The organism is Lysobacter humi (ex Lee et al. 2017) (assembly GCF_054781815.1).
The window spans coordinates 250,259-274,544 of record NZ_BAAGTR010000009.1; the positions used below are offsets into that span (position 1 = coordinate 250,259).

Below are 24,286 nucleotides of genomic sequence, written 5' to 3' on the forward strand. Positions count from 1 at the left end.
AGCCGGCGTGCCCAGCCCCGAGACCCCCGACAGCGCGCCCCTGCGAGCCCTTCGCCGCGACCTCGTCGCCGCGCTGGAGCAGGGGCTGCCGGTCGAGGCGCAACTCGTGGTCGCCTGGCACGACCGTGTCGCCCCGGGGGAGGCGGCCTCGGACGACGCCGTTCCCGACCTGCATGATCGCTGCCGCGCGCTTCTGGCGGGCGAAGCACGGCCGGAGGCCGTCGCCGAGCGGATCGGCGAGTGCTGGGCGCTGCCGGGCGGTCGCCGCGCCGCGGTCGCTGTCGGGCTGTCCGCGCCGGTCGACGCCGACCTGCGCTTGGCGTGGACCGACATGGCGCGGGCGCTCATCACGACCCACCTCGAGGCCGAGCGGCTGCTTGCCCGCGCCGAGTCGCTGGAAAAGTCCGAGCGGCTGCAGCAGGCGCTGTTCGAGATCGCCGACCTCGCCGGCTCGGACCACGACCTTCACGACATGCTGCGGATGGTCCACCACGTCATCGGTGGGCTCATGTATGCGGCGAATTTCTACATCGTGCTCTACGACGACGCCCGCGAGAGCCTGCGCTTCGTCTACTTCGCCGACGAGCGCGACGACTGGCAGGCCGATCCCGCGCGCGAGTTCACCGCCGAGGAGATGCCCAACAGCCTGACTTTCGCGGTGCTGCGCCACGGCGATGCGATTCGCGGGCCCTCGGAAGCGATCCGCACGCAGCTGGGCGTCGATCGCGACACCCGCCATGGCCCGGACAGCCTCGACTGGCTCGGCGTCCCGATGTGCCGCGACGACCGCGTCTGCGGCGCGATCGTGGTGCAGAGCTACGATCGCGCGGCCGTCTACGGCGAGGAGGAGCGTGCGCTGCTCTCCTTCGTCGCCCAGCACATCCTCACCGCGCTCGACCGCCATCTTGCACGCGAAGACCTCGAGCGCCGGGTGCGCGAGCGGACGTTCGCCTTGCAGCGCATGAACGAGCGGCTGCACTCGCAGATTGCCGAGCGTGAGCGCGCCGAGCGCCTGCATTCGGCGTTGTTCCGGATCACCGAGCTGTCAATGAGCGCGCCGTCGCTCGACGTCTTCTACCGCGAAGTGCATGCGGTCGTCGGCGAGCTGCTCTACGCGCGGAATTTCTACATCGCGATGATCTCCGACGACGGCGAGGACCTCGAGTTCCCGTACTCGGTCGATGAGCGCGACGGGACGCGCGACAAGCGTCCACTGGGCTTCGGCCTCACCGAGTACGTGCTCACGCAGAAGACGCCGCTGCTCGCCGACCGCGCGACGATCGATCGGCTGACCCGCGACGGGCTGCTCGCCAGCCGCGGCGCGCTCGCGGAATACTGGCTCGGCGTGCCGCTCTACCGCGACGAGCAAGCGGTCGGCGTGATCGCGGTGCAGAGCTACTCGCCCGAGATCCGCTTCACCCGGCGCGACCAGGAGCTGCTCACGTTCGTCGCGCACCACATCGGCATCGGCCTGGAGCGCAAGCGCTCGCAGGAGCGGCTCGTGCAGGCGCATGCCGACCTCGAGCGCCGCGTCGAAGCTCGCACGCGCGAGCTCGCCCGTGCCAATCGCGAGCTGGTCGCACAGATCACCGAGCGCCTGCGCGCGGAGCAGCGCCTCATGCACCAGGCGCGCCACGACGCGCTGACGGGCCTGCCCAATCGCAGCCACCTGGTCGACTGCCTTTCGGAAGCCATCGAGTCGACGCATGCGGTGCCGCGCCGCCTGTTCGCGGTGCTGTTCCTCGACCTCGATCGCTTCAAGTTGATCAACGACAGCGCGGGGCACTCGGCGGGCGACGAGTTGCTGATCGAGGCGGGCCGCCGCATCGCCTCCGTCGTGCGCGAGGGCGACATCGTCGCGCGCCTCGGCGGTGACGAGTTCGCCGTGCTGGTGAGCGACCTCGAGAGCGTCGAGGTGGTCGAGGAGCTCGCCGCCCGCATGCTGGAGACGCTCGGCCGCCCGTGGTGGGTGGCGGGACGCGAGGTGTTTCCCTCCGCGAGCATCGGCGTCGCCCTCTGGCACCCGCGCTACCGCAGCGGCTCCGAGCTGCTGCGCGACGCCGACGCCGCGATGTATCGCGCCAAGGCGATGGGCCGCGGCCGCTGGGCCACGTTCGACGAGGCCATGCGCGAGGAGGCCATGCGCATCCTCGACCTCGAGGCCGACCTGCGCCGCGCGATCAACGGGGACGGCTTCGTGGCCTTCTACCAGCCCATCGTGCGGCTTGCCGACCGCAGCGTGGTCGGCCACGAGGCGCTGCTGCGCTGGAGCCATTCGAGCGGCGGCCTGCTCACGCCCGCCGCGTTCGTCGGCGTCGGCGAGAACAGCTCGCTGATCGAGGAGGTCGACTGGCTGGTCTACGCGCAGGTCGCCGACCGCATCGCGCACACGCGCGAAGGCTACATCTCGGTCAACGTCTCGCCGCGCCACTTCCGCGACGTCGGCTTCGCCGACCGCCTGCTGCGCCTGCTCGACCGCGCCGGCGCCGATCCGCGCCGCCTGCGCATCGAGATCACGGAAGTCGCGCTGCTCGACGAGGCTCCCCGCGTGCTCAACATGCTGCGCCACCTGCGCGGCCACGGCGTGCTCGCGCAGCTCGACGACTTCGGCACCGGCTTCTCGGCGCTGTCCTACCTGCACCGCTTCCCGATCGAGTGCCTGAAGATCGACCAGAGCTTCATCGCCGGCCTGAGCAGCGAGACGCGCAACGAGAGCGAGGCGGTGGTGCGAGCGATCCAGGCGCTGGCCGGCTCGCTCGGCATCCACACGGTGGCGGAAGGCATCGAGAACCTGCACCAGCAGCAGGTCGTGCGCGAGCTCGGCTGCACGCTGGGGCAGGGTTACCTCTACGGGCGCCCGCTTCCCGAGCTGGTCAACGAGGTTCCTGCCCTGGAAGTGGTCGCCGGCTGATCAGCCCGGCGTGCGTACCACGAGCAGGCGCGGTTCGGTCATCTCCAGCAGCGTGCTGCGCACGCCCTCGCGGCCGATGCCCGAATCCTTCACTCCGCCATACGGCATCGAGTCGACGCGCAGGCTCGGCACGTCGCCCGCGATCACGCCGCCGACCTCGAGCCGTGCCCATGCGCGCTGGACATGCTCGTGGCGCGCGGTGAAGACGCCCGCCTGCAGGCCGTAGCGTGAGTCGTTCGCGCGCTCGATCGCGGCATCGAACGTGTCGACGTGTTCGATCATCGCGACGGGGCCGAAGGCCTCCTCGCGATACAGCGCGAGGTCGCGCGGCACGTCGGCGAGCAGCCATGGCTCGAGCAGTGTTCCGCGACGGCGGCCCTCGACGAGGACCCGCGCCCCGGCGCCGACGGCGTCGCGGATCCATCCTTCGAGGCGGTCGGCCGACGCCACATCGATCAGCGGCCCGACGTCCGTCGCCTCGTCGTGCGGATTGCCCGTGCGCAACGCGCCGATCGCCGGGACGAGCGCCGCTTCGAGCGCATCGGCGACGTCCCGGTGCGCGATGATCCGCTGCACGCTGATGCAGCTTTGCCCGCTCTGGTAATAGGCGCCGAAGACGAGGCGCCGCACCAGATGATCCATCGGCACGCCCGGGTCGGCGTCGACGATGCAGGCCGCATTGCCGCCGAGCTCGAGCGTCACGCGCTTGCGGCCCGCGCGTGCCTTGAGCTGCCAGCCGACGGGGCCACCGGTGAAGCTCAACATCGCGATGCGTGGATCCTCGACGAGCGGCGCGGATGCCGCGACGTCGCAGGGCAGCACGGAAAACGCCCCGGGTGGCAGGTCCGTCTCGGCGAGGATCCGACCGATCGCGAGCGCACCGAGCGGCGTGCGCTCGGACGGTTTGAGCAGGAACGGGCAACCCGCAGCGATCGCCGGCGCGACCTTGTGCGCGACCAGGTTCAGCGGGAAGTTGAACGGCGTGATCAGGCTGCAGACGCCGATCGGCACACGCCGCGTCTGGCCGTGCAGGCCGGCGGCGCCGGCGGACACCTGCAGGTCCAGCACCTCGCCGTCGAGCCGCATCGTCTCCGCGGCGGCAATGCGGAACGTGTCGATCAGGCGATCGACCTCACCCCGCGCATCCCGGATCGGCTTTCCGGCCTCGCCGCACACGAGCTGCGCGAGCGATTCGCGCTCGTCGCCGAAACGGGCGACGCAGTGCTCCAGCACCGCGCGACGCGCATGCGGGGCGAGGGCCGCCATCGCCCCGCGTGCCGCCGTGGCGGCGCTGATCGCGGTTTCGACAGTGGCGGAGTCGGCGCGCGCGACGCGGCCGATGACGCGGCCGTCGTACTTGTCGTGCACCTCGAGCCACTCACCGGTGAGGACAGGTGCGCCCGCGAGGTAGAGCGGCTGGTCGTGGGGTGGGGTCACGAGGCGTCCCGGTCGATCGCTTCCACGCGTAGCGCGAGCTCGCCGTCGCCGACCCGGGCGCGCAGCCGATCACCGGGTGCCGCGTCGTTGCTGCGGCGGACGATCCGGCCGTCGTCGTGGCGCAGGATCGCGTAGCCGCGTGCGACGGTGGCCAGCGGACTGATCGCTTCGAGGGACCGCGCGAGCCCACGCAGCCGAAGCGCGTCATGCGCGAGGCGCCGGCCGATCGCCGCCTGTGGGCGGTTGGCGATGGCCGCGACACGTTCGCGCAGTCGGCCCAGGCGGCGCTCGGGGTGGCGTGCGCGGAGCACCGCCTCGGCATGGCGCAGCCGCGCCTGTTCGCGCTCGAGGCGGCGTTGCCACGCGGCCTCCAGGCGACGGAACGCCTCGGACTGCCGACGGCAGAGCATCTGCACGTAGGCCTGCGGGCGCAGCGCATTGAGCCGGAGCGCGGCACGGTCGGTGCGTTGCATCGCCGCCTGCAGGCGCTGGGCCTGCAGCGCCTGCAGGCGGCGGCCGAGCGTTTCGATCCGCCGCGAGAGATCGTCGCGATGCGGTACCAGCAACTCGGCGGCGACCGACGGCGTGGGTGCGCGGCGGTCGGACGCGAATTCCGCCAGGCAGAAGTCGGTCTCGTGCCCCACCGCGCAGATCACCGGCACCGCGCTCGCCGAGACCGCGCGCGCGACGGACTCCTCGTTGAACGACCACAGGTCCTCGAGCGAGCCGCCGCCGCGCGTCAACATCAGCACGTCGTAGCGGCCGCTCGCCGCGGCACGCTGGAGCATGTCGACGATCTGCGGCGCCGCGCCGGTGCCCTGCACCTGCACCGGCAGCACGTCGACCTCGACCAGCGGGAAGCGGCGCGCGAGCACGCTCAGCACGTCGCGGACGGCGGCGCCCGTCGGCGAGGTGATCACGCCGATGCGCCGCGGATGCGCAGGCAGCGCGCGCTTGCGCTCAGGGTCGAACAGGCCTTCGGCGGCGAGGCGCGCCTTGAGCTCGTCGAAGGCACGACGCAGGGCGCCTTCGCCGGCTTCCTCGAGGTGGTCGAGCACCAGTTGGTACTCGCCGCGCGCCTCGTAGAGCGTGAGGCGGCCGCGGCCGAGCACGCGCAGGCCCTCGCGCGGCTGGAAGCGCAGCCAGGTGCTCTTGGGCTTGAACATCGCGCAGCGGATCTGCGCGCGGGCGTCCTTGAGCGTGAAGTAGAGATGGCCCGACGCCGGCCGCGTCACGCTCCCGAGCTCGCCCTCCACCCAGACCGCGCCGAACGTGGTCTCGAGCATGTCGCGGGCCAGCGTGTTGAGCTGGCTCGGCGAGAAGACGGGCGTGGCGCGTTCGTTGTCCATGGGGCGGGGCGCGGGCGGCCGGCCACGTTAGCGCCGGCGGTCGCGAAGGGGAAGCGAACGCCGCGGCCGGGCGATTCAGTGCCGAGGCCGTAAAATCGCCGCCATGAATGCCGTCCTGACCCCCGCCGCACCGCCCGCCGACCCCGCCGCCTACGGCCCCCTGCCGAGGCGTGCCACGCGTGGCGTGGTGATCGGTGGCGTGCAGGTTGGCGGCGGGGCGCCGGTCGTCGTGCAGTCGATGACGAACACCGACACCGCGGATGTCGTCTCCACCGCGCAACAGGTCGCCGACCTGTGGCGGGCCGGCTCGGAGCTCGTGCGCATCACCGTGAACAACCCGGAAGCCGCGGCAGCCGTGCCGCGCATCCGCGACCGACTGGCGATGATGGGCGTCGAAGTCCCGCTCATCGGCGACTTTCACTACAACGGCCACCAGTTGCTCGCGGGCGAGCCGGCCTGCGCGGAAGCCCTCGCGAAGTACCGCATCAATCCCGGCAACGTCGGGTTCGGCAAGAAGCGCGACACCCAGTTCGCGCAGCTCATCGAGTTCGCGATCCGCTTTGAGAAGCCGGTGCGCATCGGTGCGAACTGGGGCTCGTTGGACCAGGCGCTCGCGGCGCAGCTGATGGACGAGAACGCCCGGCGCGCGGATCCGTGGGATGCCGGCCGCGTGCTGCGCGAGGCGCTGATCCGTTCCGCCCTCGACTCCGCGCACCGTGCGGTCGAGCTCGGCCTGCCGGCCGATCGCATCGTGCTGAGCGCGAAGGTCAGTGGCGTGCAGGAGCTGGTCGCGGTGTACCGCGAGCTCGCCACCCGCGGGGACTTCGCGCTCCATCTCGGGCTCACCGAGGCCGGCATCGGCAGCAAGGGCATCGTCGCCTCGAGCGCCGCGCTCGGCATCCTCCTGCAGGAAGGCATCGGCGACACCATCCGCATCTCGCTCACGCCGGAGCCGGGGCAGTCGCGTACCAACGAGGTGATCGTCGCGCAGGAACTGCTGCAGACGATGGGCCTTCGCGCCTTCACCCCGATGGTGACCGCATGCCCGGGCTGCGGCCGCACCACGAGCACGTTCTTCCAGGAACTCGCGCAGAAGGTGCAGGAGCACGTGCGCGCGAAGATGCCCGAATGGCGCATCACGCATCCCGGTGCGGAGAACCTCACGCTCGCGGTGATGGGCTGCGTCGTGAACGGCCCGGGCGAATCGCGCCACGCGAACATCGGCATCTCCCTGCCGGGCACCGGCGAGGCGCCCTCCGCGCCGGTCTTCGAGGACGGCGAGAAGTCGGTGACGCTGCGGGGCGAGCGCATCGCCGACGAATTCGTGGAGCTCATCGACCGCTACGTGGAGCGGCGCTATGGCGCCGGACACGCGGCCTGACGTCGCGGCGCCCGCCGAGGCGGCGCGGCGCGAGGTTTCCGTCCTCCGCCACATCCTCCGCCGCCACGGCCGCGCGCTGCTGATCGCGTTCGCCTGCATCGCGTTGCCGCTGTGGGGGTTCGGCGAGTTGGCGGAGGAGGTCATGGATGACGGGCCGCTGCCGTTCGACGAGCCTGTGCTGAGATACATGCATGCGATCGCGGGTGATCGCCTCGACCGCGCCGCGCTCGTGCTTGCGGATGTCGGGTATGCGTGGGGCGTCGTACCCGCCGACGTCCTGCTGGTGATCGCCCTCGCATTGCGTCGCCGGTGGCGGGATGGCGCGTTCGCCGCGCTCGCGCTGGCCGGCTCGGGACTTCTGAACGTGGCGGCCAAGCACGTCATCGCGCGTCCCCGACCGAACCTGTGGACCACCCTCGCATCCGAGTCCACGTACAGCTTTCCGAGTGGACACGCGATGGGCAGCGCCACGCTCGCCGCGGTCTGCATCGTGCTCGCCTGGAATACCCGCTGGCGTTGGGTCGTGCTGATCGCCGGCAGCGCCTTCGCGGTGATGGTAGGCCTGTCGAGGGTCTACCTCGGGGTGCATTACCCGTCCGACATCCTCGCCGGCTGGTGCGCAGCGCTCGCCTGGGTCCTGATCTGCCGGCTCCTCGTCCGACGGGAACGACGCGTCTAGCCGGCGCAGCGGATGATGCAGCGCACAAAATCGCGACGGCCCGTGGTGCCGAAAGGACGGTCGGCAAAGGCTCTTCGAACCTGCATCGCTACCTGAACGCCTCGTCTGGCCGGAACCCTTGCAGCCTTACGTGCAAACAGGGACTATCCAGCCCCAGCCGTGTCTTAATCACCAGTGAATCTGGCGCGGCTCCGGCTCGAAAGCTGGATGACTCGATCGACTGCGGAAGCCAAAAGGGGGCCGCTGACGGTCGTCGGGTCAACAGGCGCCTGCAATGGCGGTCGTCCCACCCGTTTGGTCACTCACACTAAGGAACAATGATGAAAGCGATGAATGCAGGCCTGCTGGCCTTCGCTCTGACTCTCGGTGCCGCCGTGTCGCCGCAGACCGCTGTCGCGGCAGGTTCGCTGTGGTACACGGGCAATGCAGGTGCAGACTGCCAGCCGTCTTCCGGCCGGAGTGGTGAGACGTTCTACTTCGCCCCGCAATACGTGCAGAACACGGTGACGACGGGCAACTACATCGTTTGTTCCTTCCCGCTGCTCTCGGACCCTAGCCTTCCGTACACCGCTGACGGGACGACGGGCCTCCAGGTCGCGATCGGAATCCGGAATACCGCGGCCACGAACGCGCAGACAACCTGCGTGGCGCAGCTTGGATACGACGGGCAGAGCGCCAGCCTCACGAGCATCTCGTCGAAGAGCGGAACGCTCGCGGCGAATACGGGCGGCGAGCTCCTTTACGGTACGACGGACCTGCCGATCCGCAGCAATGACGCGTCGCTGTCGGTCAACTGCCTTGTGCCCGGCGGCGGAGTCGTGAGCTACATCGACGTTGTCCAGCCGAAGAACTTCTGATCCGCAACGCGCCGCTGTAATGAAAACGCCCGCGAATTCGCGGGCGTTTTCTTTTGGTACGTTGCCGCTGCGACTCGGTCAGCGCTGACCCTTGTAAGGCCGCATCCCTGCCGAGGATGCGCCGGTGTAGTAGGCGATGACCTGCGTCCGGCCGTCCGGCAGCCGGACCCGTCCGACCTGCGCATTCGGCAGCAGCGAAGCACCGGCGGTGCTGATGCGCGTCAGCCAGTCGTCCGGTGGTGCACCCGGCGCGAACTCGGCGGTAAGACGGCACTGTTGCGCGCGGCATTCGAACGCGGCCGATGCCGGTTGCGCGATCGCCTGCGACACCAGTGGATCCGAGAGCAGTGCCTGCGCGCGCCCCTGGGCCGCCGCCAGTCCGGTGCCGGTGGGTTGCTGCCGGAACTCGGCGTCCATGCGGGCAAGTGCCGCATGGATCTGCTTGTCCGCCTCGACACGGCGCGCTGCCATCTGTTCGGGCGTAACCTCAACGCCGGTCGAACCCGGCGTCGCGACCCGACCGTCGCGCAGCGACACCCGGGTCGGCGGCTCGTCGACGGGCGTGGTGGCCGCTGCTGCGGTTGGGGGTTCCACCGTCGCGACGGCCTGTGGATCGCGGGTCTTTACGACGTAGACCGTGAGCCCGACTGCCGTCGCAGCGGCGAGCAGCACGAAAAGGGGAGTACGGGAATTGGCCATGCGGATTCCGGCGGCGGTCGAGGCCCGGAATGGTCGCACGGGCGGCTCATGAGAGGGCTGCCAATGGCCGCTCCGATGAGACGTTCAGGAAATGCTGCACTGCAAAACGAAAAAACCGGACAGATCACCTATGCTCGGATTCGGCGTCGGTTCAGGTGTGCCCGATCGGGTGTGACCAGCCGATTTTCGCGGGTCCAAAGGGGAGTCAAATGACAAGTACCAGGTTCAAGGTCGCTGCGGCGGCACTGACCGTGGCGGGTCTGGCCGCCGCCGCTGTCGGCGTGCGGTCCACCAGCACCGGTCGCGACATGGTGTCGCGCCTCAGCCAGCTGAGCGTGAGCATCGCGAAGAGCTTCGGGCGCCAGGCCCCGTCGACGGCTGCCTCGTCGGCGACGCCGACGTCGCTCAGCGCGGCGGTGAGCGATCGTCCGGCGCTCCACATCATCGTCTTCAAGGAAGCGCCGCTGGCGTCGTACGACGGCGAGATCGCAGGCCTTGAGGAAGCGCCCCGCATCCAGAGCGGCGCCGACGCCGGCAAGCTCGACGTCAAGAGCGACGAAGCGGTCGACTACGTGCAGTTCCTCAAGCAGCAGCAGATCCGCCACGAAGCCGACCTCGGTCGTCTCGCGTCCGGCCCGGTGCGCGTGCACGCACGCATGCAGCACGCGCTCAACGCGATCATCGCGGAAGTCACCCCCGCGGATGCCAAGCGCATGCGCAACGATCCGTCGGTCCTCATGGTCGACGAGTATCGTGAAGTCGAACTGCACACCGATGCGGGCCCGGCGCTGATCGGCGCGGAGAAGATGTGGCTCGGCTCGACCCGCCCCTACGCCCCGGGCGTGCGTGGCGAGGGCATGGTCATCGGCATCATCGATACCGGCATCAACTGGGGCAGCCCGTCGTTCGCGGCGGTCTCGCCGGTCGACGGCTACACGCACACCAACCCGCTGGGCTTCGGCAACTACCTCGGCACGTGTGCGCCGGGTCAGGTCGACGCGGGCCGCTGCAACTCGAAGCTGATCGGCGGCTACGATTTCGTCTGCAACGTCGAGACGGCACCGGGCCAGACCTACTGCAACCAGCCCTCGGCCTACCGCGAGGAGCCGGGCTTCGGTGATACGAACAGCCACGGCAGCCACACCGCCGCGACGGTCGCGGGCAACGTGCGCGACGTGGTGTTCAAGAACGTCCCGCTGCGCATCTCGGGCGTCGCGCCGCGCGCGAACATCGTCGCGTTCGACGTCTGCTACACCACCGTTCCGGGCGGCCAGGGCTCGTGCCCGAACGTCTCGTCGGTGCAGGCCGTCAACCAGGCGATCGCCGATGGCGTCGTCGACGCGCTGAACTTCTCGATCGGCGGCGGCGCTTCGCCGTGGACGGACGCGGTCTCGATGGCGTTCCTCAATGCCGTCGACGCGGGCATCTACGTCGCGGCTTCGGCCGGCAACAGCGGCCCCGGCCCGAACACCATGAGCCACAACGAGCCGTGGGTCAGCACGACTGCCGCCTCGCAGCACGGCCGTGGCGACTTCCAGTACACGCTCAACGTCACCGGCCCGACGCCGGTGCCGGCGAACCTGCAGCAGATCTTCCTCACGGAAGGCGCGGGCGGCGCGGTTCACTCCGCGGCCATCCCGGGTAACACCCCGCTGCGCGTCAGCCCCGGCATCAACTCCGCGAACGACGGTTGCGCCGCGTTCCCGGCGAACGCGTTCCAGAACGCGATCGCGGTCGTGCGTCGCGGCACCTGCGGCTTCTCCGACAAGGTCAACAATGCCTCTGCGGCCGGCGCGATCGCCGTCGTAATCGCGAACAACCAGGCCGGCGCGATCTCGCCGTCCGTTCCGGGCACCACGGTTCCGGCGTTCTCGATCAGCCAGGCGGAGGGCAATGCGCTTGCCACGTTCTTCACCGCCAACCCGACGACCACCACCGCCGGCATCAGCTATCCGCCGGTCGTCGTGCCGAACACGCCGGACCAGTTGGCGGCGTTCAGCTCGCGTGGCCCGGCGGGTACGTTCTCGCTCATCAAGCCGGACATCACGGCGCCGGGCGTGAACATCCTCGCGGTCGTGGCCGGCACCACGCTGACGGGCTCCGAGAATGCGATCGGCCTGCTGAGCGGCACGTCCATGGCGTCGCCGCACAACGCGGGCGCTGCGCTGCTCGTCCGCCAGATGCGCCCCACGTGGACGCCGATGGAAGTGAAGTCGGCGCTGATGATGACGTCGAAGGCGGCGGTCCTCATGCAGGACGGCGTCACGCTCGCCAATCCGTTCTCGCGCGGCACCGGTCGCGTGCAGGTGGACCTGGCGGCGCGTGCTGGCCTCGTGCTCAACGAGACCAAGGCGAACTTCCTCGCGGCCAACCCGGCCACGAACGGCGATCCGTCGACGCTCAACCTCGCGAGCATGATGAGCCGCACCTGCTACAACACGTGCACGTTCACGCGTACGTTCCGTAGCACGGCGTCGCAGACCCAGACCTGGAATGCCAGCATCACCGGCTTCAGTTCCGCGACGGTCTCTCCGGCCACGTTCAGCGTAGCCCCGGGCCAGACGGTCACGGTCACCGTGACGGTCAAGGGCTCGGCCAGCGGCATCGCGCCGAACGGCAACACGAGCTTCGGCGAGCTCTCGCTCGTGCCGAACTCGGGCCCGACCCTGCGCCTGCCCGTCGCGATCGCGATCCAGCCGCCGTCCTTCGCGGCCACGCCGGTTCCGGCGACGGTCTCGGTGCCGGTCAACGGCCGCGGTTCCGCCGCGTTCGCCATCCGCAACGTCGGTGGTGCTTCGCTGAACTTCAGCTACCGCTCGAGCGGCACGGCGACCGCGATCGTCATGAACCAGCCTTGGACCGGCCTGGGGAGCGGCTGGTACTCGACGACGTTCACCGATCCGGCCACTGTCGGCGGCATTCCGGGCCAGTACGCGAGCGACGACTTCGTGCTCAATGCGTCCACCCAGATGCAGTCGCTGGTCGTGCAGGGCTTCATGCCTGCCGGCGCCCTGACGAGCGCGACGGACATCACCTGGAGTATCTACCCCGACGCGGCCGGCGCGCCGAACGGCAATCCGTCGCATCCGACCAACACGGCCGTGTGGCGCTACACCGCGGCGCCGACCGCTGCGGGCGTGACGATCTCGGGGGGCAACATCTCGCTCAACCTCGCTGCGGCGGGTCAGAACGTGACGCTGCCGGCCGGCCGTTACTGGGTGGTGGTGAGCCCGCGCCTGCCGGTGGCAACGCGCTGGGCGTGGTATGCGACGGGTGTGGGTGACAACGTCTACGCGACGCTGACCCCGGCCGCCGACGGTACGGGCGCCTGGACGATGCAGACCAGCCCGCAGGGCATGGCGGCTACGATCACGGGTGCGGTGACCTGCGGCGCGCCGTGGTTCATCGGCCCGAGCCTGAGCCGTGGTCAGGTCGACCAGGGCAATCAGGTCGCGACGAGCATCAGCGTGAACGCCGCCGGCATGGCGCCGGGTACCTACTCGGCCTTCGCCTGCTTCGCGACGAACGATCCGACCCGTCCGGTCGCGCCGGTCCTGATCCGCATGACCGTCGCCCCGTAAGTCGATCCAGTGGTACGAAAGCGCCGGGCTTGCCCGGCGCTTTCTTTTTTGGGGTTCCGATCGCCATAAGGGCGGTTGCGTGACGGTGTTTCGATCGTTCGACGCTCGCTGCAGCCGGTACATGGCGACATGTCCGGTGTCCTCGGTCCCGAAGTTGAATCGTCGGCTTGCGAGGCCTGGCCTGCTCGGTCCTGCAAGGCGCGAGGTGCTGGCTTTCTTGCCTGGTCATCCGTGTCGCGGCTGCGGGACGGCTGCGCGCAGGCTCACGCCGCAACCCTCGAGAGCAGCGCATCAGGCTGCTTTCGCGCTTGCGTCGCGCGCGCAGCGTCTGGCGTGCTTGATCTGGCCTCGCGTCCGCGTCCGCGCTCGCCGCGCCGCGCCGCGGGCGCTGTCGCGCGCAGGTGTGAAGCGATGCCGCGCCGCGCTGGCCGCGCAGCCGAATCGGGCGGGCCCACTCGGCCGACAGGTAGGCGCAGGGGTGGTTCCTCCACTGCGCCGTCGATGACGCACCCGGCCTGCTACTCCCCCGGCTTAGCCCCTTCCACCGGTGCCGACGTGGCCGCGCGCCGCGCGAGCTGGGCCTCGCGATGCGCGATGTAGGCGTTCGCACCGAATATGACGAGTGCCCCAAGCAGCGTGTAGCGGTCGAGCGGCTCGTCGAACATGAACCAGCCGGCCACCGCGACCACCGGTAGCTGCATGAAGCTGATGGGCGTCAGCGCCGAGACGTCGCCGAGCTTGAGCGCGCGCGTCCACAGCATGTGGCCGCTGGTACCGAGCAGCCCGGCGGCCGCGACCCACAGCCACGTGATGCCCTGCGGCCATTCCCAGACGGTCAGTGCGGGGAGCAGCGACATCGGCACCCATAGCATGGTCGTCCACAGCACGATGCGGTCGGCGGGCTCGAGCGCGGACAGTTGCTTGATCTGGATCGACACGATTCCGCTCATCACCGCGGCGGTCAGCGCGATGAGCGAGTTGATGCTGAAGCCGGACGTGCCCGGGCGAACGATGATGAGCACGCCGACGAAGCCGGCGACGACCGCTGCCCAGCGCCGCGCGCGGACGCGCTCGCCGAGCAGCCAGACCGCGAGCACCGTGACGAACAGCGGCGTCGAGTAGGACAGCGATACCGCCTGCGCGAGCGGCAGGTGGGCGATCGCCCAGAAGCCGCACAGCATGGAGACGACGCCGACGAGGCAGCGCACGACATAGCGGGGCAGGTGGGTGGTGCGCAGCAGCCCCGGTCCGTGGCGTAGCACGAGAGGGAGAGCCGCGAGGACGCCGAAGAGGTTGCGGAAGAATGCGATCTCGAACGCATGCAGGGTGGCCGATGCGAGGCGGATCGCCACGGCCATGAGCCCGAAAAACAGCGTGCTCGCGAGCATCAGCATGGCCGCGCGCATGATCGTGGGCTGGAGCGATGCCGGCGACGTCATGGGCGTGGATCATCCCGTCCGCACGCCGACGTCGGCGTGACGCGTCGTGCGGTCCACCCGTGGCCCCGGATCAGTCGCGCCACGTGGCCCCGATGATGCGCGGCTCGGGCTCGATCGCGACGCCGTAGCGGGCCTCCACGGCATCGGCGATGCGCCGAGCGAGGTCGAGCAGCTGGCGTCCGGTTGCGGATCCGTGATTGACCAGCACCAGCGCATGCGCGGCGGAGACCCCCGCGTCGCCATTCCGCGCACCCTTGAAGCCCAGGCTGTCGATGAGCCATGCGGCGGACAGCTTTCGCAGGCCGTCGCCCGCCCGGAACACCGGCAGCCCGGGATGCCGGTCGAGCAACGCGAGTGCCTGCGCCTCGGGGACGATCGGATTCTTGAAGAAGCTGCCGGCGTTGCCGACCACAGCCGGGTCCGGCAGCTTGCGCCGCCGGATCGCGATCACCGCCTCGGCGACGTCGTGGGGCGTAGGCGCTGCGATTCCGCGCGCCGCGAGCTCCTCGGCGATGCCGCTGTAGGCGAGGCTCGGCGACGCGCTGCGCGCCAGCCGGAACTCGACGCCCGTGACCACGTAGCGGCCGGGCTCGTGCTTGAACAGGCTGTCGCGATAGGCGAACGCGCAGGCGTCCGCCCCAAGGCGCGCGGACGCGGCGGTCGCGGGCTCGAAGACGTGCACCGCCTCGATGCGCTCGCGCACCTCCACGCCGTAGGCGCCGATGTTCTGGATGGGGGCGGCGCCCGTCGTTCCCGGGATGAGCGCGAGGTTCTCGAGCCCCGTGAATCCGAGCTCGAGCGTGCGCATGACCAGCGCATGCCATTCGACGCCCGCGTCGACATGCAACAGCGCCGCCTGCCCGTCGTCCTCCAGCACCCGCAGCGCGATGCCTGTCAGGCGCAGCACCGGCACGTCCGGATCGTCCACCAGCAGCACGTTGCTGCCGCCGCCGAGCACGAGCGGCGCGGTGCCGGCGATCGGAGGCATGGCGAATACATCGGCGAGCCGTGTGGCGTCGTCGACCTCGACGAGCCACGGCGCGCGCGCGGCGAGGCCGAAGGTATTGAGCGTGCGCAGGTCGGCATCGCGCGTGATGCGCACGCCGGGCAGGGCATCGGTCATGCCGGCGGCACCGGGCCGCGGCTCGGGGCTTCCTTGCGGCGGCGGATCGCCTCGACGCATTCGCGCACCAGCACCGGGCCACGATAGATGAAGCCGCTGTAGCACTGCACGAGGCTCGCGCCGGCGGCCATCTTGGTGACCGCATCCGCGCCCGAAAGGATGCCGCCGACGCCGATCAGCGGAATCGACTCCGGCAGCCGCGTGCGCAGGCGCCGCAGCACGTACGTCGACTGCGACATCAACGGCATGCCCGAGAGGCCGCCGGGCTCGTCCGCGTGGCGCGAATCCTCGATGCCCTCGCGCGAAACGGTGGTATTGGTGGCCACCACGCCGTCCACCTCGAGATCCGACAGCACGCGTGCCGCGGCCTCGATGTCGCTGTCGCTGAGGTCCGGCGCCACCTTGACCAGCATCGGCACCCGGCGGCCATGGCGCGCACCGAGGCTCTCCTGCGCATCGCGAAGCGTCCCGACGAGCCGGCGCAGGGCCTGCTCCTCCTGCAGCTCGCGCAGGCCCGCGGTATTCGGCGAGGAGATGTTGACGGTGATGTAGTCGGCGAGCGGATACACACGCTCGAGGCAGTGCAGGTAGTCGTCCTGCGCCGACTCGTTCGGCGTGTCCTTGTTCTTGCCGATGTTGATGCCGAGCACGCCATCGCGACGCCGGATGCGCCCGACGTTGCGCACCAGCGCGTCGATGCCCTGGTTGTTGAAGCCGAGCCGGTTGATGAGCGCGCGATGCCGCGGCACCCGGAACATGCGCGGCTTCGGATTGCCCGCCTGCGGGCGTGGCGTCACCGTGCCGATCTCGACGAAGCCGAAGCCGAGCCCGAAGAGCGCGTCGACGTGCTCGCCGTTCTTGTCGAGGCCCGCGGCGAGCCCCACCGGATTCGGGAAGCGCAGCCCGAACGCCTGCACCGGGAACGGCTGCGGGCGTCGGGCGACGAGCCCGAGCGTGCCGGTCGCCCGCATCAGGTCCAGCCCATGCAGGCCGATCCCGTGCGCGCGCTCGGCATCGAGGCGGAAGAGCAGGGGGCGCAGGAGGCCGTACATCAGTTCAGGGCAGCCAGGCCGAACACGCCGGCGAACAGCAGCACCGCGATGATCGCGATGACGGCGAAGAGCGCGATGTTGACGTAACCGACGATCAGCCCGGCGACCGCGAGCCCGTCGCCCTCGACGGCCCCGCGGCTGCGCCGGATCTCGGCCCGCGCCAGATGCCCGCAGACCACGCCCGCGATGCCCCCGAGCAGCGGCAGCGCCACCCACGCCATGATCGAGAGGACCAGGCTCGCGATCGCGAGCCCACTGGTGGGCGGGCTCACGGGCATCGGCTGCGGCGCGGGCGTGCTGGGCATGTCGGCCTCAGAGGTCGAACTTGATGCCCTGGGCGAGCGGCAGCGCGTCGGAGTAGTTGATCGTGTTGGTCTGGCGACGCATGTACGCCTTCCACGCGTCGGAGCCCGACTCGCGTCCGCCACCCGTCTCCTTCTCGCCGCCGAACGCCCCGCCGATCTCGGCGCCCGAGGTGCCGATGTTGACGTTCGCGATGCCGCAGTCGGAGCCCGCGGCCGACAGGAACTGCTCGGCGGCCTTGAGGTTGGTGGTGAAGATCGACGACGACAGGCCCTGCGGGACCGCGTTCTGCAGCTCGATCGCCTCATCGGGCGTCGAGTACTTCATGACGTAGAGGATCGGCGCGAACGTCTCGGTCTGCACGACCTCGGCATCATTGGTCAGGCCGGTGACGAGCGCCGGCAGCACGAAGTTGCCCGGGCGATCGATCGCCGCGCCGCCCGACACCACCGTGCCGCCCTGCGCCTTCGCGCGCTCGATCGCGTCGAGGTAGGCCTGCACCGCGTCCCTCGAGTTGAGCGGACCCATGAGGTTCGCCGGGTCGGTCGGGTCGCCGATCTTGCCCTCGACCTGCTTGTAAGCGGTGACGAGCTTGCCGAGCACCTCGTCGTAGATCGACTCGTGCACGAACAGCCGGCGCGTGGTGGTGCAGCGCTGGCCCGCGGTGCCGACGGCGCCGAAGACGATCGCGGGGATGGCGAGCTTCAGGTCGGCGGACGGGTCGACGATGATCGCGTTGTTGCCGCCGAGCTCGAGCAGCGAGCGGCCCATGCGGCGCGCGACGCGCTCGCCGACCATGCGGCCGACCTTCGTCGAGCCGGTGAACGAGATCAGCGGGATGCGGTGGTCGTCGACGAAGGCCTGCGCGAGGTCGCTGCCGGCGTCGTTGAACAGGAAGAAGATGTCCGGGAAGCCGCCGTCCTTGAGCGCCTGGTTGCAGATGCGCATCGAGGCGATCGCCGAGAGCGGGGTCTTCGGCGACGGCTTCCAGATCGAGATGTCGCCGCACACGGCCGCAACGAACGAGTTCCACGCCCACACAGCGACCGGGAAGTTGAACGCCGAGATGATCCCCACGAGGCCGATCGGATGCCACTGCTCGTACATGCGGTGGCCGGGGCGCTCGGAATGCATCGTCAGGCCGTAGAGCTGGCGCGAGAGGCCGACGGCGAAGTCGCCGATGTCGATCATCTCCTGCACCTCGCCGTCACCCTCGGGCTTCGACTTGCCCATCTCCAGCGCGACCAGCGAGCCGAGCGCGTCCTTGTGCTCGCGCAGCGCCTCGGCGCAGAGGCGGATCGCCTCGCCGCGGCGCGGGGCCGGCGTGGTGCGCCAGACCTTGTAGGCGGCCTGCGCGCGCTCGACGATCGTCTCGTAATCCTCCTGCGACGAGGCCTGTACGCGCGCGAGCAGCGAGCCGTCGGTGGGGCTGATCGACTCGACGACGCCGGCGTCGCGCGTGCTCGACCACTGGTCGCTGCCGAGATAGGTGCCCGATTCGAGTTCGGTCAGGCCGAGCGCGGTGAGGACGGGGTGGGTCATGGAGGAACTCCTGGCGGGATCGGACGCCGGACGGCCGCTGTCGCGCGCCGGCGGGCCGGGCAGGGACAGCCGCGACCGGCGGCTTGGGTATGGGCGATGGCGGCCCCGACACGATTCGAACGTGCGACCTGTCCCTTAGGAGGGGACCGCTCTATCCAGCTGAGCTACGGGGCCCGTGCGGCGCATTTTCGCACGGACACGGACCTTGCCGGAAATCACACTTCGAGACCGCGCCCGGCGACTTGGCACGGGCGGGGTCGGTGGGTAAACTGCGCATCCTCATCGTGGGGCGGTAGCTCAGCTGGGAGAGCGTCGCGTTCGCATCGCGAAGGTCAGGGGTTCGATCCCCCTCCGCTCCACCACGATTTTCGACGGCGCCTCCGGGCGCCGTTTTTTTTATGCCGTTCGCAACCGTGCGGTCAGCCTGCGTCGCCCGGGTTGGCCCGCAGGAGGGGCGTGAGCACGGGCTCGAGCTGCGCGCGGCGCCAGCCCGCCAGCGCGGCGGGCCATTCACCCGTATCGAGCAGCGGTTCGAGCGTGCGGCGCGACGCCAGCACCGCGTCGGCGACGCCGAGTGCCTCCGCCTGTCGTGTCACCGCCTGCTGCATCGCCTTGACGCGGTTCTTGTCGCGACGCTCGGCAATGGCCGCGTCAGGAGCGTCGGCTTCGCCGTCGACCGGCGTGTTGAGCGCCGACCAGAGCGCGTCGACCAGCTTGCGCGGGCCCTTCGGATGCGCACGCACCAGGTCGCCGACGGCTTCGCGCGTCGTCGGCGCCGGGCGCGCGATCGCATACGCGAGCTCGTTGTCGAGCACCCAGCTGCGCGGAAGATCGGCTTGGCGTGCATGCATGTCGCGCCAGCGCAGCAGCCGCAGGAGGCGCACCTGGCCGTCGCGGTCGAGGAAACCCGCGCTGCGCATCGACAGGTGCGGCCACGGGTCGGCGGGATCCTCGATCGCCAGCTCGACGGTGCGTGCCATGTCTTCGGCGAGCCAATCGCTGCGGCCCTGCTCATCGAGTCGCGCGGCGAGCGCATCGTGCAGCTCGAACAGGTACTGCACGTCGTCGGCGGCGTAGTCGAGCTGGGACGCACTGAGCGGGCGGCGCATCCAGTCCGAGCGCGTCTCGCCCTTTTCGAGGGCCACGCCCGTCACCTCGGCGACGAGCTTCTGGTAGCCCATGCCCGCACCGACGCCGGCGAGCGCCGCCGCAGCCTGCGTGTCGAACAGGGGGCGGGGCACCTCGCCGCAGGCCTGCCGCAGCGCGATCAAGTCCTCGCTGGGGCTGTGCATGATCTTGAGTACCGACGCATCCGCGAGGAGCGGCGCCAGGGCCTCGGCCATGCCGGCCACCAGCGGGTCGACGAGGAGGATCTCGATGCCGTGGGCCGTCGGCAGCGCGATCTGCACGAGGGCGAGCTTCGGCCAGTACGTGCGCTCGCGGATGAATTCGGTGTCCAGCCCGATGCGGTCGAAGCGGCCGGCGATGCGGTCGCGGAGCAATTCGGGGCGGTCGATCCAGTGGGCCAAGGCGGGTGCCGGGTTTGCGGGAGCGGGCGACAATAGCCTACTTTCCGTGACCCGACGGCAGCGTCAGGAGGCAGCGCCTTGCGTGCGACAGGTGGGCTAGCGCTCGCACTCCTGCTGGTGCTGCCGGGCTGCGACCGGCGCCGCGACGACGCAGGCACGCAGCCCCGCAGTGCGCCGGTGGTCTCGGTGCGCGAAGACGCCTACGCGCGCGGCGTCTGGCGGCCGCCGGCGATCGAGGTCACCGATGCGAATGCCGGTGCGCTCGCCGACCGGGCGGACGTGGCGCTGCGCGAGCGTCGCTTCGTCGACGGCGCCGACGCGGCGATTCCGCTGTTCCTCGCGCTGACGCGGCATCCGCCGACGCGGCCGCGGGCCGAGGCAGGCCTGCGCAATTCGGTCACCGGCCTGCTGCTGGACGCGCGCCGCGACCTCGCCGACGTCGACGACGATCCCGACGCGCTCGACCGCGTGCATCGCGCCGCCGACGTGCTGCGCGTGGTCGCGCTGGAGCGCCCGGACGTCGAGCGCTACCTGCAGCGCGTCGATCGCATCGACGAGGGCCAGTTCTACAGCGCGCAGGGCGAGAAGGCGCTCGCGGCGGGGGATGTCGGCGAGCACGGGCGCAGCGGCGCGATCCCCTGGTTCCGCCGCGCATTGGCGCTCCGCGCGACCGACGCGCGTGCACGCCAGGGCCTTGCGGCGGCCGAGAGCGCGTTGATCCGGCGCGCCGAGGAGGCCGCAGCACGCGAGGACTATGCCCTCGCCGAGGCCTGGCTCGACCATGCCGCGCGCGTCCGCCCGGAAAACGGCGCCGTGGCGCGGGCGCGCGCCGCCATCGCATTCGGCCGGGCGACGCGCGTCGGCGCGCTGCGCGATGCGGGCCTGGCAGCCCTCGCGCAGCCGCGCGGCATCGAAGTCGCACGCGGGCATCTCGCGCATATCCTTCGCATCGCGCCGCCGGCCGACCCGACGGCGGCCGAGCTGCGTCGGCGGATCGACTACGCGGTGCATTACGGCGCGTTCGAGCCCGGCCAGCGCTTTACCGATGCGCTGCGGGACGGCGGGCGCACCCCGACCATGCGCGTGATCCCGCACGGCGGCTTCACGATGGGCTCGCCCCCGGGCCAGCCGGGCGGCAGCGACGTCGAGCGCCCGCTGCGCGAGATCCGTTTTCCGCGCGGCATCGCGGTCTCGACCACCGAAGTGACGGTCGCGCAGTTCCGGCAGTTCGTCGAGGCGACGGGCTACCGACCGCGCTCCGTGCGGCGCGGCTACTCGATCGCCTACGACCTGCGCAGCGGTAACTTCGTGCGACGCGGCAACGTGGATTGGACGCGTGACTACCTCGGCCGCGTCGCGGCCGACACGCTGCCCGTCGTGCACGTGAGCGCGAAGGACGCGAGCGCGTATGCCGAATGGCTCGCGGAGCAGACCGGGTACCGCTACCGCCTGCCGAGCGAGGCCGAATTCGAGTACGCACTCCGCGCCGGCGCGACCACGATCTATCCCTGGGGCGACGGCGCGCCGCCGGCCGGCGCCGGCAACTTCACGGGACAGGGCGACGTCTCACCCGCCGGGCGCCGCTGGCAGAACGCGTTCCGCGGTTACCTCGACGGGGCGTGGGGCCCGGCACCGGTCGGACGCTATACCCCTGGACGATTCGGCCTTCACGACATGGCCGGCAATGTGAGCGAGTGGGTGGCGGATTGCTGGCATGCCGGCTACCGCCGCGCGCCGCGCGACCAGCGTCCCTGGGTCAATCCCGGATGCCGGCAGCGCGTGGTGCGCGGAGGTTCGTGGGCCAGCTCGCCGGAGCAGACGCGCGCGGCCTGGCGCAGCGGCTTCGACGCCGACACCACCAATGCGCGCATCGGCTTCCGGGTGGTGCGCGAACTCTGACCGAGTCGTCCAGCAGGAGCCCGTTCGATGCGAATCGCCCCCTTCGGCATGCAAGGCGCCGCCCACGGCCGGCGCGGGGGCTTCGGCCTCGGCAAGCTCCGCTGGATCATCATGCTGGGCTTCGCGATCTACGCGGCGATCTCCTGGTTCGGCAGCAAGGAGAAGGACGCGCTGACCGGGCGCGATGCGCACTACGGTGCGTCGCCGACCGAAGAGGTGCAGCTCGGCGCGCAGGCGTTCGACCAGGTGCTCGGCGAGGCGCAGCAGCAGGGCGCGCTCATGCCGGCCGACGCGCAGGTCACGCGGCAGATCCGCGAGATCGCGCAGCGCCTCGTCGCGCGCGTTCCCGAGGTCACCGCGGATCTCGCGCGCGCGAACGGCGCGACGCCGCCCGAGCACTGGAAGACCTTCGAGTGGGATGTCGCCGTCATCCAGTCCGACCAGCAGAACGCGTTCTGCCTGCCGGGCGGCAAGATGGCCGTCTACACCGGCCTGCTGCCGGTGGCGCAGAACCAGGACGCGATGGCCGTGGTGATGGGCCATGAGATCGCGCATGCGCTGCTGCGCCACGGCTCGCAGCGCATGGCGCAGCAGAAGCTGGTGCAGATGGGGCAGCTCGCGACCGGCGTCGCGCTGGCCGGCATGGATCCGATGCAGCAGCGTGCCGTGATGGGCGCGCTCGGCGCGGGCGCGCAGTACGGCTTCCTGCTGCCGTATGGGCGCGAGCACGAGTCCGAGGCGGACGCCGTCGGCCTGATGCTCGCCGCCGCGGCCTGCTACGACCCGCGCGAGGCCGTTCCGCTCTGGGAGCGCATGTCGCAGATCGGCGGCGGGCAGCGGCCGCCGGAATTCGCATCGACGCATCCGGACCCGGCCAATCGCATCCAGCACCTGCAGTCGCTGATTCCGCAGGCGCAGCAGTTCCAGGCGAAGTACTGCGCGGGCGGGCAGCCGGCGCGCTGATCGGCGCGAGCGATGGGCGCGGTGGCCCGCTCCGCTCGGGTCCGGCGAGACGGCGTTGCGTGCCGCCACGCCGGTCGTCTGCGGTGCAAAAACACGCGGTCGTGGCAGGCAGGCGCAGGCCGGTGCCGCATACGACGAGGCCGCCTTGCGGCGGCCCATGATCCATCACCGCGGTCGACTCACCCTTCCTTGCGTTCGCGCGGCTTGCCGGTGGTGGTGCCCATGCTCCCGGCGAGGTTCTGCTGGAAGTCCTTCCACATCTGCATGTTGCGCTCGGTGAGCTGGTTCATCAGCGCCCAGGGCGTCTGCCCGAGCAGGCCGCCCATCTGCGAGCGGAACTGCTGCTGCTGGTCGAGGAACAGCTGCATCGACTTGTCGAGGTAGCTCGACATGAAGCCCTGCATCGAGTCGCCGTAGAAGCGGATGATCTGGCTGAGCAGCTGCGTCGAGAGCACCGGCTCGCCGTCCTGCTCGTGCTCGGCGATGATCTGCAGCAGCACCTGCCGGGTGAGGTCGTCGCCCGAGCGGGCATCGCGCACCTCGAATTCCTCGCCGTCCACGATCAGCTGACGCACGTCCTCGATCGTGATGTAGCTGGAGATCTCGGTGTCGTAGAGCCGACGGTTCGGATACTTCTTGATGACGCGCGGAGAAGCCATCTGCGAGGACCGGAAGCGGGATGCGCCGAGAATGACGCACCGCGCAACGCCACGCAACTTCCGGTGCGAAGCGGCCAACCCCGCGGGCTGACCGCTTCATCGGCCGTCACCAGCCCATGTACTGGCCACCGTTGACCGCGAGGTTCGCGCCGGTGATCCACGCCGCGTCATCGGGGATGAAGAACGAGACGGCGTACGCGATCTCTTCCGGATTGCCGAGGCGCCCGGTCGGGATCTGCGCGACGATCTTGTTGCGCACCTCTTCCGGCACGGCCATCACCATGTCGGTGCCGATGTAGCCCGGCGACACTGTGTTGACGGTGATGCCGAACTTGGCGTTTTCCTGCGCCAGCGAGATGGTGAAGCCGTGCATGCCGGCCTTCGCCGCGGCGTAGTTCGCCTGCCCGTACTGGCCCTTCTGGCCGTTGATCGAGCTGATCTGGATGATGCGGCCCCACTTGCGCGAGCGCATGCCGTCGATGACCGGGCGCGTGACGTTGAAGACCGAGCCCAGGTTCGTCTGGATGACCTCGTTCCACTGCTGCGCGGTCATCTTGTGGAAGGTCGTGTCGCGCGTGATGCCGGCATTGTTGACGAGGATGTCGACCGGCCCGAGCGCCTGCTCGACCTCGCGCACCATCGCCTCGCACTGCGTCGGATCGGCGACGTCGGCGCGGGTCATGAAGACTTCGACGCCGCGGGCCTGCATGCGCTGCTGCCAGTCGCGGGCCTTGGCCTCATCGCGGAAGTTGGTGGCGACGCGGTGCCCCATCGACGCGAGGCGTTCGATGATCGAGGTGCCGATGCCGCCGGTGCCGCCGGTGACGAGTGCTACACGACTCTGCATGTCTTCCGCTCCTGTCGGCGCGACCGTGCGCCCTCG

19 protein-coding genes and 2 tRNA genes are annotated in these 24,286 nt (G+C 70.3%); 9 read left to right on the forward strand and 12 right to left on the reverse strand.

Translation table 11 applies throughout. From position 1 onward, the window contains the following. The first annotated feature begins 7 nt into the window (after positions 1-7). Complete coding sequence (locus tag ACYVJJ_RS08090) at positions 8-2,911, forward strand: bifunctional diguanylate cyclase/phosphodiesterase (RefSeq protein ID WP_460832568.1); 2,904 nt, start codon at positions 8-10, stop codon at positions 2,909-2,911. On the opposite strand, the gene ACYVJJ_RS08095 is transcribed toward ACYVJJ_RS08090, so the two are convergent. Together ACYVJJ_RS08095 and xseA are read right to left on the reverse strand one after the other, a co-directional pair. After that, positions 2,912-4,348 (reverse strand): aldehyde dehydrogenase family protein, encoded by a 1,437-nt coding sequence (locus ACYVJJ_RS08095; RefSeq protein ID WP_460832569.1) that lies wholly within the window; start codon positions 4,346-4,348, stop codon positions 2,912-2,914. Continuing rightward, positions 4,345-5,697 (reverse strand): exodeoxyribonuclease VII large subunit, encoded by a 1,353-nt coding sequence (gene xseA / locus ACYVJJ_RS08100; RefSeq protein WP_460832570.1) that lies wholly within the window; start codon positions 5,695-5,697, stop codon positions 4,345-4,347. Before xseA ends, ACYVJJ_RS08095 begins: the two co-directional genes overlap by 4 nt. A 103-nt stretch (positions 5,698-5,800) precedes the next feature. Here xseA and ispG point away from each other — a divergent pair, with 103 nt between their 5' ends. The 3 genes from ispG (at position 5,801) to ACYVJJ_RS08115 (ending at position 8,614) form a co-directional block, all read left to right on the forward strand. Further along, positions 5,801-7,078, forward strand: a complete 1,278-nt coding sequence (ispG, locus tag ACYVJJ_RS08105; protein ID WP_460832572.1) for a flavodoxin-dependent (E)-4-hydroxy-3-methylbut-2-enyl-diphosphate synthase — start codon at positions 5,801-5,803, stop codon at positions 7,076-7,078. After that, complete coding sequence (locus ACYVJJ_RS08110; protein ID WP_460832574.1) at positions 7,056-7,757, forward strand: phosphatase PAP2 family protein; 702 nt, start codon at positions 7,056-7,058, stop codon at positions 7,755-7,757. The genes ispG and ACYVJJ_RS08110 overlap by 23 nt, the downstream gene beginning before the upstream one ends. A 320-nt stretch (positions 7,758-8,077) precedes the next feature. Continuing rightward, positions 8,078-8,614, forward strand: coding sequence for a hypothetical protein (locus ACYVJJ_RS08115; protein WP_460832576.1), 537 nt, complete (start codon positions 8,078-8,080; stop codon positions 8,612-8,614). Between the two features lie 78 nt (positions 8,615-8,692). Here ACYVJJ_RS08115 and ACYVJJ_RS08120 read toward each other — a convergent pair whose 3' ends face one another. After that, entirely contained in the window at positions 8,693-9,313 is a 621-nt protein-coding gene (locus tag ACYVJJ_RS08120) for a hypothetical protein (protein ID WP_460832578.1), read from the reverse strand. Between the two features lie 209 nt (positions 9,314-9,522). On the opposite strand from ACYVJJ_RS08120, the gene ACYVJJ_RS08125 reads away from it, so the two are divergent. Continuing rightward, positions 9,523-12,894 (forward strand): S8 family serine peptidase, encoded by a 3,372-nt coding sequence (locus ACYVJJ_RS08125; RefSeq protein WP_460832579.1) that lies wholly within the window; start codon positions 9,523-9,525, stop codon positions 12,892-12,894. 518 nt (positions 12,895-13,412) lie between these two features. Here the strand turns inward: ACYVJJ_RS08125 and ACYVJJ_RS08130 are convergent. After that, positions 13,413-14,300, reverse strand: a complete 888-nt coding sequence (locus tag ACYVJJ_RS08130; RefSeq protein ID WP_460833346.1) for a DMT family transporter — start codon at positions 14,298-14,300, stop codon at positions 13,413-13,415. Here ACYVJJ_RS08130 and ACYVJJ_RS08135 point away from each other — a divergent pair. Continuing rightward, positions 14,251-14,373: a hypothetical protein gene (locus tag ACYVJJ_RS08135; protein ID WP_460833378.1), complete on the forward strand. Its 123-nt coding sequence runs from the start codon at positions 14,251-14,253 to the stop codon at positions 14,371-14,373. The two genes, ACYVJJ_RS08130 and ACYVJJ_RS08135, sit on opposite strands and share 50 nt — an antisense overlap. A gap of 30 nt (positions 14,374-14,403) precedes the next feature. Here the strand turns inward: ACYVJJ_RS08135 and murB are convergent, their stop codons facing one another. The 5 genes from murB to ACYVJJ_RS08160 all read right to left on the reverse strand — a co-directional run bounded on the left by murB (position 14,404) and on the right by ACYVJJ_RS08160 (position 18,527). Beyond that, positions 14,404-15,456, reverse strand: coding sequence for a UDP-N-acetylmuramate dehydrogenase (murB, locus tag ACYVJJ_RS08140; protein WP_460832581.1), 1,053 nt, complete (start codon positions 15,454-15,456; stop codon positions 14,404-14,406). Then, the gene (locus ACYVJJ_RS08145; protein ID WP_460832582.1) at positions 15,453-16,508 is read right to left on the reverse strand and encodes a quinone-dependent dihydroorotate dehydrogenase; all 1,056 of its coding nucleotides are present in this window, start codon (positions 16,506-16,508) and stop codon (positions 15,453-15,455) included. The genes murB and ACYVJJ_RS08145 overlap by 4 nt, the downstream gene beginning before the upstream one ends. Then, positions 16,508-16,813 carry a DUF4190 domain-containing protein gene (locus tag ACYVJJ_RS08150; RefSeq protein ID WP_460832584.1) on the reverse strand — a complete coding sequence of 102 codons (306 nt, stop codon included), beginning with the start codon at positions 16,811-16,813 and terminating at the stop codon, positions 16,508-16,510. The genes ACYVJJ_RS08145 and ACYVJJ_RS08150 overlap by 1 nt, the downstream gene beginning before the upstream one ends. Before the next feature lie 7 nt (positions 16,814-16,820). Continuing rightward, complete coding sequence (gene amaB / locus ACYVJJ_RS08155; RefSeq protein ID WP_460832585.1) at positions 16,821-18,353, reverse strand: L-piperidine-6-carboxylate dehydrogenase; 1,533 nt, start codon at positions 18,351-18,353, stop codon at positions 16,821-16,823. 97 nt (positions 18,354-18,450) lie between these two features. After that, a tRNA-Arg gene (locus ACYVJJ_RS08160) sits at positions 18,451-18,527 on the reverse strand. A 112-nt stretch (positions 18,528-18,639) separates the two neighbouring features. Here ACYVJJ_RS08160 and ACYVJJ_RS08165 point away from each other — a divergent pair. Next, positions 18,640-18,715, forward strand: a tRNA-Ala gene (locus tag ACYVJJ_RS08165). 57 nt (positions 18,716-18,772) lie between these two features. Here the strand turns inward: ACYVJJ_RS08165 and rnd are convergent. After that, complete coding sequence (gene rnd / locus ACYVJJ_RS08170; protein WP_460832587.1) at positions 18,773-19,882, reverse strand: ribonuclease D; 1,110 nt, start codon at positions 19,880-19,882, stop codon at positions 18,773-18,775. 78 nt (positions 19,883-19,960) lie between these two features. On the opposite strand from rnd, the gene ACYVJJ_RS08175 reads away from it, so the two are divergent. Further along, positions 19,961-21,781 carry an SUMF1/EgtB/PvdO family nonheme iron enzyme gene (locus ACYVJJ_RS08175; RefSeq protein ID WP_460832589.1) on the forward strand — a complete coding sequence of 607 codons (1,821 nt, stop codon included), beginning with the start codon at positions 19,961-19,963 and terminating at the stop codon, positions 21,779-21,781. Positions 21,782-21,808: 27 nt separating this feature from the next. Further along, a complete protein-coding gene (locus ACYVJJ_RS08180; RefSeq protein ID WP_460832590.1) occupies positions 21,809-22,744 on the forward strand; it encodes a M48 family metallopeptidase in 936 nt (311 codons plus the stop codon). A 179-nt stretch (positions 22,745-22,923) separates the two neighbouring features. Here ACYVJJ_RS08180 and phaR read toward each other — a convergent pair whose 3' ends face one another. Both phaR and phbB read right to left on the reverse strand, forming a co-directional pair. Then, positions 22,924-23,403 (reverse strand): polyhydroxyalkanoate synthesis repressor PhaR, encoded by a 480-nt coding sequence (gene phaR, locus ACYVJJ_RS08185; RefSeq protein ID WP_460832592.1) that lies wholly within the window; start codon positions 23,401-23,403, stop codon positions 22,924-22,926. Between the two features lie 106 nt (positions 23,404-23,509). Next, positions 23,510-24,250, reverse strand: coding sequence for an acetoacetyl-CoA reductase (gene phbB / locus ACYVJJ_RS08190; RefSeq protein ID WP_460832594.1), 741 nt, complete (start codon positions 24,248-24,250; stop codon positions 23,510-23,512). Between the last annotated feature and the right edge of the window lie 36 nt (positions 24,251-24,286).